General features: G+C 43.7%; 10 protein-coding genes. 6 read left to right on the top strand and 4 right to left on the bottom strand.

What is annotated here, in order from left to right; translation table 11 throughout:
- The coding region (locus tag A3735_RS14425) for a response regulator (protein WP_156499672.1) at nucleotides 1–2,332 on the top strand (2,332 nt) is incomplete at its 5' end.
- 25 nt (nucleotides 2,333–2,357) lie between these two features.
- Here A3735_RS14425 and A3735_RS14420 read toward each other — a convergent pair.
- From A3735_RS14420 to A3735_RS14405, 4 genes are all read right to left on the bottom strand, one after another.
- The gene (locus tag A3735_RS14420) at nucleotides 2,358–3,734 is read right to left on the bottom strand and encodes a D-arabinono-1,4-lactone oxidase (RefSeq protein ID WP_068515609.1); all 1,377 of its coding nucleotides are present in this window, start codon (nucleotides 3,732–3,734) and stop codon (nucleotides 2,358–2,360) included.
- Nucleotides 3,735–3,744: 10 nt separating this feature from the next.
- The gene (locus tag A3735_RS14415) at nucleotides 3,745–4,113 is read right to left on the bottom strand and encodes a cytochrome c5 family protein (protein WP_068515605.1); all 369 of its coding nucleotides are present in this window, start codon (nucleotides 4,111–4,113) and stop codon (nucleotides 3,745–3,747) included.
- 140 nt (nucleotides 4,114–4,253) lie between these two features.
- On the bottom strand, nucleotides 4,254–5,540 hold the full coding sequence (locus tag A3735_RS14410) for an ammonium transporter (protein ID WP_068515602.1): 1,287 nt from the start codon (nucleotides 5,538–5,540) through the stop codon (nucleotides 4,254–4,256).
- 56 nt (nucleotides 5,541–5,596) lie between these two features.
- On the bottom strand, nucleotides 5,597–5,935 hold the full coding sequence (locus A3735_RS14405) for a P-II family nitrogen regulator (protein WP_068515599.1): 339 nt from the start codon (nucleotides 5,933–5,935) through the stop codon (nucleotides 5,597–5,599).
- A 420-nt stretch (nucleotides 5,936–6,355) separates the two neighbouring features.
- Here A3735_RS14405 and A3735_RS14400 point away from each other — a divergent pair, with 420 nt between their 5' ends.
- The 5 genes from A3735_RS14400 to A3735_RS14380 all read left to right on the top strand — a co-directional run.
- Nucleotides 6,356–6,718 (top strand): hypothetical protein, encoded by a 363-nt coding sequence (locus tag A3735_RS14400; RefSeq protein WP_068515596.1) that lies wholly within the window; start codon nucleotides 6,356–6,358, stop codon nucleotides 6,716–6,718.
- Nucleotides 6,719–6,798: 80 nt separating this feature from the next.
- Entirely contained in the window at nucleotides 6,799–7,953 is a 1,155-nt protein-coding gene (locus A3735_RS14395) for an MFS transporter (RefSeq protein WP_068515593.1), read from the top strand.
- 328 nt (nucleotides 7,954–8,281) lie between these two features.
- Nucleotides 8,282–10,132, top strand: a complete 1,851-nt coding sequence (locus tag A3735_RS14390; RefSeq protein ID WP_068515590.1) for a DUF1302 domain-containing protein — start codon at nucleotides 8,282–8,284, stop codon at nucleotides 10,130–10,132.
- 34 nt (nucleotides 10,133–10,166) lie between these two features.
- Nucleotides 10,167–11,528, top strand: coding sequence for a DUF1329 domain-containing protein (locus tag A3735_RS14385; protein WP_068515587.1), 1,362 nt, complete (start codon nucleotides 10,167–10,169; stop codon nucleotides 11,526–11,528).
- A gap of 271 nt (nucleotides 11,529–11,799) precedes the next feature.
- Nucleotides 11,800–12,128, top strand: a 329-nt coding sequence (locus A3735_RS14380; RefSeq protein WP_156499671.1) for a hypothetical protein, incomplete at its 3' end; no start/stop codon positions are given.

Raw genomic sequence — 12,128 nt, 5'->3', positions numbered from 1 at the left:
TAGGCCCATTACAAAGCTTGCAGAAGCAACAATGGCTGTTGCGGCAGGAGAGATGGATCAGCGAGTCGAGATTGATAGCAATGATGAAATAGGACGCTTGGCTGAAGCGTTCAATCATATGCTGGTAATGAGGCAAATGCATGAAAAGGCTTTAGAGGCGAGTGATCAAGAATCTAAGTATGCATTGGCAGCATTAGAGCAGAAGACTAAAGAGCTTATCGTTGCCCGGGATGAGGCCGAGTCTGCTGTTAGAGCCAAAAGCGAGTTTTTAGCCAGCATGAGCCATGAAATACGTACACCAATGAATGGTGTCTTAGGTATGTTGGGGCTGCTAATTAATAGTGAGCTTAATAAAGAGCAGCATCATCAAGTGACCTTAGCTCGATCGAGTGCTCATTCTTTGCTCGCTGTGATCAATGATATTCTGGACTTTTCCAAGATCGAAGCCGGCAAGTTGGATATTGAAGTTCTAGAGTTTAACTTGCGCTCAATGATTGGCGAATTTTCTGAAGCCATCGGTCATCGCCCTTGTGAAGACGATGTTGAATTGATTATTGACGTTGTTGATGTTGAACATAGCCTGGTAAAAGGGGACCCTGGAAGAATTAGGCAAATTCTATCAAACCTGGTGGGTAATGCGATTAAATTCACTCACGAAGGCGAGATCTATGTGAAAGTGTCGCTAACTCCTGAGCTCTCTGCAGATGGTCGAGACCTCCTTCGCCTAAATTGTTCAGTATCCGATACCGGTATAGGTATTCCAAAAGATAAAATAGCGGAGTTGTTCGACTCATTCACTCAAGTCGATGCCTCAACGACCAGAAGGTATGGTGGCAGTGGTCTAGGGCTGGCGATTGTTAAGCAGTTATGCGAAATGATGGGAGGCGGCATCTCTGTTAAAAGCGAGGCGGGTAAGGGGAGTTGTTTCAGATTTAACCTTTTGCTTGAAACAAGTGAACAATCTCAAACGGTTAGCCCCGATGTCGATATCAAGGGGGCTGATATCCTGATTGTTGATGATAATACCAGTCATCGGGAGTTTTTGACGCGTCAGCTAACAGTATGGGGAGCAAATGTAGCGCAGGCTGATTCAGCTAGCGACGCCATGGATATGTTGACCAAGGCTGCTCAGGATAGTGAAACTATTCGGTATAAAGCTATATTTATTGATATGGATATGCCGCGTATAGATGGTGTTGAACTGGCGAAAAGGCTTAGAGAGGAAGAGGGTTTGTCTGAGACAAACCTAGTGATGATGACATCCTTGCAGAACCGGGGCGACTCACAGTTTTTTTCAGACTTGGGTTGTCGTGCCTATTTTCCAAAACCAACCACGACCTTAGATTTGTTCGACTCTCTTAATATTATTTTCTCAGAAGAGAGTGTGTGTAAGGGTGGGCAAGAGGCGGGTGATCATGATCGTGGCTTGAAGCATGGCGGTATTCATCAGAATCAGGATAGCCTACCAGGTGGCTACCAGTGGCCGGATAATACCCGTATTCTTTTGGTCGAAGACAACCATGTCAATCAAATGGTTGCTTTAGCATTGCTGGATATATTGAAGCTCAGTGCTGATTTGGCCGATAGTGGGTTGGTTGCTTTGCAAAATTCGCCAGACAATTTGCCGTATAGCCTGATTCTTATGGATTGTCAGATGCCAGGTATGGATGGCTATGAAGCAACACGAGAAATAAGAGGTGGTGCGGCTGGAATTCGTTATAAAGATATCACTATTATGGCGATGACAGCGAATGCAATGAAGGGCGATAAGGAACGCTGCCTTGAAGCAGGAATGAATGATTATTTATCCAAGCCTATCGATACTGAGGTTTTGGAAAGAAAGCTCTATTTTCACCTTGTGGCGGGTGTTGATCAGAAGGCAGCCCAAGTAGGTGAAATTGTAAAAGTGAGCGAAAGTTGTGATTTAAGTGAAGAGGCTTCTGCAATAGTTGAAGAGGCAGTACCAGATGAAACGAAGGGGGTTGAGTTGCAGATTTGGGATGAAAGTGATGTATTACGCAGGGTAATGGGGAAGTCCAAAATCCTGAAAGTTATGATAGCTTCGTTTTTGAGTGATATGCCGCAGTATGTTGATACTCTGCAATCAGATATCGATAAAGGCGATCTGGAAGCGGCAGGAAATAGCGCGCATGCTCTAAAGGGCGTTGCTGCCAATTTGAGTGCCTTGGCGCTCGCTGAGGCAGCAAAGAAAATTGAGATAGCTTGCAAAGACGGGCAGCCTATCGAAAACATATTACCTATGCATCAAGAATTTATGGATGTTTACCCTAAAACCCGTGAGATGCTGATGGCTTGGAAAGAGCCTGAATAGGCTCTTTCCCGGCGCTAGCTAGACCTTAAGCGATGGTGTCTTTCAGGTAGGTATTCAGGAATTTGCTTTCTGGGTCAAAGCTGCGTCTTAGCTCAATAAAATCATTCCATTTTGGGTAGCTTTTCTTGAACTCTTCGCGGCTAAATGTATTAAGCTTGCCCCAGTGAGGTCGTCCTCCATACTTTCGAAAAATTGGCTCAATTGCTTTAAACATCGGTTGGTAATCTTCTTCAAAATAACGATGCACTGCGATGGATATGGAGTCACGTTGATAAAAGGGGCTTAACCAGGCTTCTTCACCTTTAATGAAGCGACACTCAATAGGAAAGAATGCTTCACTAAAGTGTTTTTCAATGGTGTCTCTTACTTCACCTAAGGCTTTGATTCCTTCTTCTACGGGAAGATGATATTCCATTTCATTAAAGCGGACGTTTCTATCATTGGCGTAAATAGCGTAGGAATGGTCAATATTTGTATGTGTTTCAAGGGTCTTCATATAGGTGCCGATAATCAACTCGCGCAGTTGACTCGACCAGCCCAAGTAGTCTCTGGCGGCTTTAAGGTCCATAATGCCGCTGTTACCATCAATTTCCTCTGACGATGAGGGGGGCTCATTGGTGATATTTAAGGTGTCAGTGAGCGCCATGCCGGTGAAGGGGAAATAGAAGAATTCAAAGTTCCGGTTGTCCTTGGCAAGTTTATGGGCTTGCTCAGTGACGTCTTCAAAACTCATCCATTGTGCTTCGCGTATAAGGTTAAATGGCGCCTGGTTTTGCATCGTGATTGAGGTGATGATACCGAGGCTTCCCAGGCCAACCTGAGCTGCCCTAAATAGCTCGGGATTGTGCTCATTAGAACATTGAACAAGATCACCTTGTGGGCTAACCATTTCAAGGCCTATGACATAGCTCGATAGGCTTCCTAATGACATGCCTGTGCCATGCGTTGCGGTGCTGATGGCGCCAGCAAGGGTTTGCTGGTCAATATCTGGCATATTAATTAGCGCTTGATGGTTTTCGTTGAGTATAGGGCCGCACTCACTAAGTAAAGTTCCGGAATAGAAAGTGGCTTGCTGCTTTTCTTTATCAATGCTTTTTAAACCGGATAGTCGCCGGGTAGAAAGCAGTATGTCATTAGTAGGAACCAATGCAGAGAAGGAGTGGCCGCTGCCCAAGGCCCGGATGCCGGGTTGCTTTTGCCGAATCAGAGTTTGCAGCTCAGCAATAGAGGCGGGCGCTAAGCGTTCGCTCGGAACGCATTTTTGATTGCCAGACCAGTTTTTCCAAGGGAAGCTTTTTGTGCTTGTAGAAGCCTGGGCATTGATTGCCAGCATGCTACTCAGTGGAAGAGAGCTGGTAAGCGTAGTGGCGATAAGTGACTTTAGTAAGCTACGTCTATTCATGGCCGCATCCTTATAACTGTTGTTCAAGGGGCTTACTCATATAACGAATAAGCTTTACGAAATGATCAGGAGTGCACTCAAAGCACTGACCACCTGGCGGCATACCACCGGAGCCGTTGATAGCTTTTTCAACGCTGGCGTCAATCCCGTTTTCGAGAATCTTATTCCAGGTCTTGGAGTCCCCCGTGAGTGGCGCTCCAGTGCCAGAATTTGCGTGGCAATTTTTACAGCTCTGCTGATAAATACGCTGTAAGTCCTTAGGCAACGACTGGGCTGACCATGAGATGTTTTTAAAACCCTCGGGCGAGTCACTGCTGCAAGCAGTCATATTGATGCTTAGGAATAATAATACTAGAAAGGTGATCTTGAGATGGGTCATGCTTGCCTCCTGTTATATTTGCTCAGGCATGGAGAGTGCTCATGCTAGGCTATAGAAAAGGAGGATAACACAAAACATGAATAATATTCATGTTTTGTGTTTGGCTTTGATTAAAGTGTGATCAAATGCCGTTTGGGCCTTTAGAGATTGTAGCCAGTTTCTTCATGGTCAACGACATCAAGGCCTTGAACTTCTTCTTCATCTGTCGTGCGTAAAGGTGTAAAGATTGCGACGAGTTTAAGTATGATCCAGGTAACAACAGCTGTATAAACAATGGTAGAGATTACACCAACGGCTTGAACGCTAAGCTGGCCAGCCATTGACTCGATTCCGTCTGCAAAACCGTAACCACTGAAAACGCCAAGGCTTGTTGCAGAGAAGATACCAGCAAACAAAGTACCGATAATGCCGCCAACGCCGTGAACCGGGAATACATCTAATGAATCATCAATTTTCAACACGCGTTTTACGTACTGAACTGCGTAAAAGCATGTTATGCTCGCCATAATACCGATTAATAATGCGCCACCAGGGCCAACAAAACCAGAAGCAGGAGTAATGGTACCCAGGCCTGCGACCATACCTGTTACGCCACCCAGAGCGCTTGGCTTACCGAACTTTTTCCACTCGATAGCTAACCAGGTAAGCGTACCCGCTGCAGCAGAAATATGTGTGGAAAGCATTGCCATCGCTGCATTACCGTCAGCGGCCAAAGCACTACCACCGTTAAAGCCGAACCAGCCAACCCAAAGCATACCTGCGCCTGTTACAGTCATTGTCATGTTATGAGGAGGCATCGCTGTTGTTGGGAAGCCTTTTCGAGGGCCGATCACAATCGCTGCAACCAGCGCTGCAACACCTGCAGTAATGTGAACTACCGTACCGCCCGCGAAGTCGTATAGACCCATATCAGCTAACCAGCCGCCGCCCCAGACCCAGTGAGTAATAGGTACGTAGACAGCTAATAACCAGATTGCGCTGAAAAGAACCATTGCAGAAAAACGCATACGCTCTGCGAAACCACCCACAATTAGTGCGGGTGTAATGACTGCGAAGGTCATTTGAAATAGCATGAATAAGGATTCTGGAATGTCGCCCGCTAAAGACTCACGAGTTACGCCAGATAGCATAACTTTGCTGAAGTCACCGATAAAGTTGTTGCCTTCCGTAAACGCCAGGCTGTAGCCTACGATGAACCATAATAATGAAGAAATACCTGCAATCGCAAAGCACTGCATTAGCACCGATAGAACGTTTTTGCTTCGAACCAAACCGCCATAAAACAATGCTAGGCCTGGTAGGGTCATAAACAATACCAAGGCTGTAGAGGTAAGGATCCAGGCGGTATTTGCGCCGTTAAGCGCATCTTCAGCAAAAGCCAAAGACGGTGCTAGCAGTGATGCAGCTAGCAGGAAGAGTTTGTTCATGAGAGAGCTCCTGATTTTTAAAAAGAGTAAAGAGTTTGTTTTTAATTCGATTCTGTTTAGAGGGCGTCGTTGCCGGTCTCGCCTGTGCGGATGCGAATGGTTTGTTCCATAGGGCTGACAAAGATCTTACCGTCGCCGATTTTTCCAGTGTTTGCTGCTGAAATAATGGCTTCAATGGCTTGGTCTACAGCGTCTTCTGCAACGGCAATTTGTAGTTTTAGTTTTGGAATGAAATCGATCACGTATTCGGCACCACGGTAGAGCTCTGTGTGGCCTTTTTGACGACCAAAGCCTTTAACTTCTTCGATAGTCATGCCGTGATGCCCTAATTCGGTGAGTGCTGATCTGACGTCATCTAGTTTGAAAGGTTTAATGATTGCCGTAATTAATTTCATATGTAGCCCTGTATGTCTGAGTCGCTTAATAAATGGCGTAATTAGTTCTTGCCTAAGCGATATTTATCGTTTTTATATTGTTTTTCGTATGGCGCCGGAGTTCTTTTGGTGCAAAAATTAATTTTCAAAATTGCACTGTTATAAGGCAGTGCAAAATTAATTAAATTGAAATTGGATTTCAATAGCAGGAGAGGAAATTCTTGAATTTATCGTATATTGCTTGTATGTGTGCACTAACGTAGCGCTAAAAACAATGATCAGCACTAAAAGCGTGCATTATTATTTCTGGGTTTGAGTTTTTTGAGTCGCAATGTTTGACGTGAGCTTGGTCGAGATATTAGTGCACTTTTTATTTAGAGTAATTTAATTCTATCGTACATAATAGGGTTTAGTATTCACAACAGAAGGTATTCGCGGGTAATGGATATTCACATCTATATAGATAGCTCATCCTATTCAGATATTGATATTGAAGAAATTTCTCAAGATCTACTCGCTGAACTAAGTGCTTGGCTCAATAATAAGACTTCTATTAGTTTGTTGGATTTTCGACCTGAAGAATGTTTAGAGGACTGGAAACTTGGTTTTGCATTACGGGTGAAATCCAAATTTAAACTAAAAGAACCGCTAAATTTTTTATATGATCTTGCTAAAAAATACCAGTGCGAATTTGTTGTTTCTGAGTACGATGCTAAGTCTGAGAGTTCTGAAGCCGTTTGCTATTTTGGCTTTGAAGAGGGGCGGCCAGATCTCTATGAAATAGCAAATTACCTAGGCTTATGATGCTTGGGTGTGATCAACGAAGTTTTGCGTATCAATAGTCTGACTTCTATTGGCTTTCGATTCGCTTGCCAGGGCTTTTAATGCCAGTTTTATATCTGAAGCTATCATTTTTATATTTCACCTATTTTGCCTTGCTAGGTGTCATGGCGCCTTACTTGGGGCTATATCTCGATAGTAAGGGCTTCAGCTTATTAGAAATCTCCCAGCTGCTTTCCTTATTGATGATAACGAAGGTGCTTGCTCCCTTACTGTGGGGCGCATTGTCTGATCGTTTTAGTAACAATGTCTTTCTGGTTCGTTTTGGGACGCTAATGACGCTTGTCTGTTATAGCGGCTTTTTCTTTGCCAACACTTTTCAGGCTTATGCCCTAGTTATTGTCTTATTTAGTTTCTTCTGGAATGCGGTCTTGCCACAGATAGAGGTCGTAACGCTTTTTAATCTGGGTAGTAAGAAAGAGTTGTATGGGCGGATACGGCTATGGGGTTCAGTCGGGTTTATCTTTAGTGTTATGGGATTCGGTATAGTATTTGATATTTGGGGGATTGCATATTTTCCTATAAGTTTGCTCTGTGTGATCGCGTTGATTTTTGTTAGCAGCTTAGTTCATTTTGAGGAACCGAAAAGAACGCAAAGCCATGATGAAGCTAGCCATGGCTTTATGGTGTATTTAAAGCGACGTGATATTCAGCAATTCTTTATCGTCTGCTTTTTATTGCAGGTTTCTCACGGCGCTTACTACACTTATTTTAGTATCTACATGGAATCTTTGGGTTATAGCACTGCGCAGGTTGGGGTGCTATGGAGCTTAGGTGTTATTGCTGAAGTGCTTCTCTTCATTTATATGCACCGTTGGTTTGGCTTACATTCGATACGTTTGATTATGGCTATTTCTTTATTGCTGACTGCTTTCAGGTGGGTCGTAACAGGGCTGCTTGCAGAATACTGGATGGTAATTGTTATCGTACAATGTATTCATGCATTTTCTTTTGGAGCGATGCATGCGACAGCGATCAAATTTGTTCATCAGCGATTCAAACTCAGGCACCAGGGGCGGGCGCAGGCACTTTATAGTAGTTTGGGTTTCGGTGCGGGCGGTGCGGCAGGTGCTTATTTTAGTGGCGTAGTCGTATCTGAATATGGCTATTACTGGACCTTTATTATTAGTGGTCTTGTTGCGCTCGCCGCCGTATTTTTTGTTTACTCTCTCAGATTTAAAACTAGTCATTTTAGCTAAGTTTTAGTCAGTTATATCTCTTGTTTTTATACGCGCTGATTGTTTTGCCAATTACTTGGAATCGGTGTCGAAAAAAAAATTCCCTATAAGTTGGTGGAATGAAGAATTTGCGTCTATGCTTTGTTTTAAGTGTATTTGCAGCTCTCCGAAATTATTCAGAGCGGCGGATCTAGAAAAACAACATGGCTAACAAGGTTCTGTTGGGGCTTAGCTTGTCATGTAGTACAACATCGATTTGATCTTAGGCTTTATTGGTTTCACCAAACAAGAAAAATCACTTGAACTGAGCCTAAAGATTAATAATCTCAAAGTAACGGAGTAGCGTTCGATGACGAAAAAAACACAGCGGTTGCATAAGTTTGCAAAGCTGCCTTTAGCAGCGGCAGTCGCGGCCACATTGTCAGCACCTGCTAGCGCCTTTCAATTTTATATGGGCGATATAGAAGCAAGTTTTGATACTAATATTAGTGCTGGCTCGAGTTGGAGAGTAGAAGGTAGAGACGACCGTCTGATCGGAACAGGTAATGGCGGGTCAGGTTTCTCAATCAATACTGATGACGGTAACCTTAATTTCGATAAGGGTGATGCCTATTCGCAGATCGTCAAGGGTACCAGTGACTTTTTAGCCACTTATGAAGACTGGGGTGTATTTGCTCGTGCAAAGTATTGGTATGACTTTGAGCTAAAAGATGGTGACAGGGATACCGACGTCAATGGTTATCAGCGTCAGTTGAGTAAGAATGGTAAAGCGAACGCGTCTGGCGGAGAAATTTTAGACGCGTATATCTGGCGAGATTTCTGGTTTGGTGATACACCTCTTAACCTTCGTCTAGGTAAGCAGGTAGTCAGCTGGGGTGAGAGTACCTTTATTTTTAACGGTATTAACGTTATTAACCCAGTAGATATTGGTGCAATTCGAGCGCCTGGCGCAGAAATCAAAGAAGCTTTGATTCCTGTAAACATGCTTTATGGTTCACTTGGCTTAACGGATGATATTACGATTGAAGCGTTTATTCAGCTAGAGTATGAGCCTTCGCGAATTGATGATTGCGGAACCTACTTCTCTACAAATGATTATGTAGCCGATGGTTGCGGCCCTGTTTGGGGTGCTAACTTCATGACTGAAGAGTGGAACCAGGGTGGACAAACCGGCTTGCAGAGAATGTATGATGACAAGCCCGATGATACTGATCAGTTTGGTATTGCTTTACGCTGGTTTGCTGCAGATTTGAATGAAACAGAGTTTGGTTTCTACTTCTTGCAATACCATAGTCGCTTACCAATTGTTGGTGGTAGAGTCGGTACCGACGTTGATAGCGACGGTGCGATAGATAGTGATGAACAGTTTTCGACTGCTGAGTATCAAATTCAGTACCCTGAACAGATTCAAATGGTAGGTCTCAGCTTTAACACGACTGGGCCTGGTGGTATTTCATTAGGTGGTGAGTATAGCTTCAAGCATGATATGCCTTTGCAGTTCAACTCTCCAGACTTAGTGCTTGCAACGAGAGGTAACGTTGTATCGCCTATCGTTACTAGTAGAGCAACTGACAGTAACGGCGATGGAACGATAACTTCGGATGAATTAGCGCCTTTATATGGAAGTGTCCAAGCGGGTTATGACGCTTATGATGTATCGCAGATTCAGATGACCGCCATTAAGTTTGTTGATCAAATTTGGGGTGCGAGCCGTCTAGCCTTTGTTGGTGAGGTGGGTGCTACATATGTTCATAACTTACCTGATACTGATGAAATCCGCTATGGTCGGACTGATCAGTTAGGTTATGGTCAACTGACTGACGATCTCGTGGGTGAGCTAACTTGTCAAGGCGTTCTGGCCAGCTCAAACCCAACCTATACAGGTCCATGCGATGATGAGGGTTATGTTACTGGCTTCTCTTGGGGTTACCGTATGAGAACCTCATTACAATATAACGATGTTTTTGCCGGTGTGAATATGACGCCACAGGTCGCTTGGAGCCATGATGTGAAAGGTTATGCGCCAGGTCCTGGTGCTAACTTTATCGAGGGGCGTAAATCTCTTGGCTTGTCAGTCAGAGCAGATTATTTAAACCAGTACAGTGCAACCTTGGCGTATACCAATTACTTCGGTGGAGGGGTTCATAACACAATCTCCGACCGAGATAGTCTTGCGCTTAGTGTTTCGTACTCATTCTAATAACCCATTGGCTTGGTTTAACGAGGTAGTCTAAATGAAAATGATAAAAACTTTGTGTGCCATTGGTGTTGTTGCTGCAAGCTTTAGTGCGGCAAATGTCATGGCAAAAGTATCACCAGAAGAAACGGCGAAATTAGGGAATGAATTAACGCCAATTGGTGCAGAAAAAGCAGGGAATGCAGATGGAACAATTCCTGAGTGGACGGGTGGTGTAGAAGCACCTGCTGATTATAAGGTGGGTGAACCTTATCCGGATCCTTTTGCTTCGGATCAGGTCTTGTTCACGATTACTAAAGACAATATGGCTCAGTATGCAGATAAGTTGTCTGATGGTCAGAAGAAGACCCTGGAGCGATACTCTACTTATAAAATGAAGGTGTATCCTACTCATCGTTCAGTTGGTTATATTGATAAATTCGGTGAGTATTTCAAGCATAATGCGACTAATGCTGAAATGGTTGATGACGGGAATGGCGTGCAAGGCTATAAAGGTGCAATTCCTTTCCCAATTCCAAAGAATGCTAAAGAAGTTGTTTGGAACCATATTATGCGTTCAAGAGGGGGAAGCTTTGTTCGTGACTACGTACAGGTTACACCTACTGAATCAGGAGACTTCTCACCAATTCGTTTCGTAGAACATTATTCTGAGCGATTGGAATTGACGGATGCTGCAAAGAATGGAGATAAAAACGTCTTTTGGTATTTTAAGCAGCGCGTAGCTTCACCGGCTCGTTTGGCGGGTAACGTTCTACTTATCCACGAAACAATTGACCAAGTTAAAGAACCACGTAGAGCGTGGGTATATAACGCTGGTCAGCGACGTGTTCGTCGAGCTCCTCAGGTTGCATATGATGGACCAGGAACCGCGGCGGATGGTTTGCGTACTACCGATAACTTCGATATGTACAATGGCGCGATGGATCGATATGACTGGGCTCTAGAAGGAAAGCAGGAGCTATACGTTCCTTATAATTCCTATGCGATGGATGATAAGAGTATCAAGTATGACGATATCATCAAAGCAGGTCACCTAGATCAAGAAGTGATGCGATACGAGCTGCACCGGGTGTGGAAAGTTACCGGTACCCTTAAAGCAGGGCAGCGTCATGTATATTCAAAGCGTACTTTCTATATTGATGAGGACTCTTGGGCAATCCTAGTTGCAGATCATTATGATGGTCGTGGAGAGCTATGGCGTTTTGGTGAGGCTCATAACAAGTTCTTTTATGATGTGAAAGCTCATATTACAACAGCAGAATCGTTGCACGACTTGTTGTCTGGTCGATATATTGTAGGTGGTTTAGCTAATGAGATTCCTATTCGCTATGACTACTCAAAGAGCTTTAAGAGTAAGGACTTCACGCCTGCGGCATTGCGTCGTTCAGGTAAGCGTTAAAGTTTAGCTAATTGATTGATTCAAAACCGACTACTAAGTAGTCGGTTTTTTTTTGTCAGAATTCTGAAGCTTTTCTTTGTAAAACCTGAAAAAGCTTCCTATATTTATGAAAGAAGATTACCCATAAAACCTAAATACTTATTAAACTTAAATGAGTTGAGCTGTATCTACCTGTTTCAAGGTGCGCCGAAAGGGATTTGACGTAAGGCGTGAATTGGAGCAGTAAGTTGTATTTTTTAGGTAACTAGTGCCTCGGATATAGGAGACAACCGTGTCAAAAAAGTATGGCGTCATTGTATACAATACATCAACTATCAGTGATTCAATTCGTTCCCTTCAGTTAGACTTCAAGTTAACGCATTGCCAGACCTATGAAAGCTTATTGACACACGCTGCATATAGCGATAATCAATTGCTTTTGATAGATGATATGCCCGGCAATAACTCCCATTTAGCTTTTTTAGACAAAATTAAGAGCGAATGCCCACTAGAACTTGAGTCTATGTCGGTTATTGTGCTTAGCCGCAATATGGAGCTTGATCAGCGACTTCTAGCGTGTGAGCTAGGTGCTGATGATTGTATGTCCACAGAGCTTAGTCA

The sequence above is a fragment of the Oleiphilus sp. HI0061 genome (genome assembly GCF_001635675.1).
The sequence above is the reverse complement of the archived record's forward strand: the minus strand, read 5'-3'. Positions and strand labels throughout refer to the sequence as shown.

Bases quoted from the DNA above. Each gene is read 5' to 3' on its own strand.
- A3735_RS14420 (WP_068515609.1), bottom strand. From the start codon at position 3,734: ATGAATAGACGTAGCTTACTAAAGTCACTTATCGCCACTACGCTTACC.
- A3735_RS14415 (WP_068515605.1), bottom strand. From the start codon at position 4,113: ATGACCCATCTCAAGATCACCTTTCTAGTATTATTATTCCTAAGCATC.
- A3735_RS14410 (WP_068515602.1), bottom strand. From the start codon at position 5,540: ATGAACAAACTCTTCCTGCTAGCTGCATCACTGCTAGCACCGTCTTTG.
- A3735_RS14405 (WP_068515599.1), bottom strand. From the start codon at position 5,935: ATGAAATTAATTACGGCAATCATTAAACCTTTCAAACTAGATGACGTC.
- A3735_RS14400 (WP_068515596.1), top strand. From the start codon at position 6,356: ATGGATATTCACATCTATATAGATAGCTCATCCTATTCAGATATTGAT.
- A3735_RS14395 (WP_068515593.1), top strand. From the start codon at position 6,799: ATGCCAGTTTTATATCTGAAGCTATCATTTTTATATTTCACCTATTTT.
- A3735_RS14390 (WP_068515590.1), top strand. From the start codon at position 8,282: ATGACGAAAAAAACACAGCGGTTGCATAAGTTTGCAAAGCTGCCTTTA.
- A3735_RS14385 (WP_068515587.1), top strand. From the start codon at position 10,167: ATGAAAATGATAAAAACTTTGTGTGCCATTGGTGTTGTTGCTGCAAGC.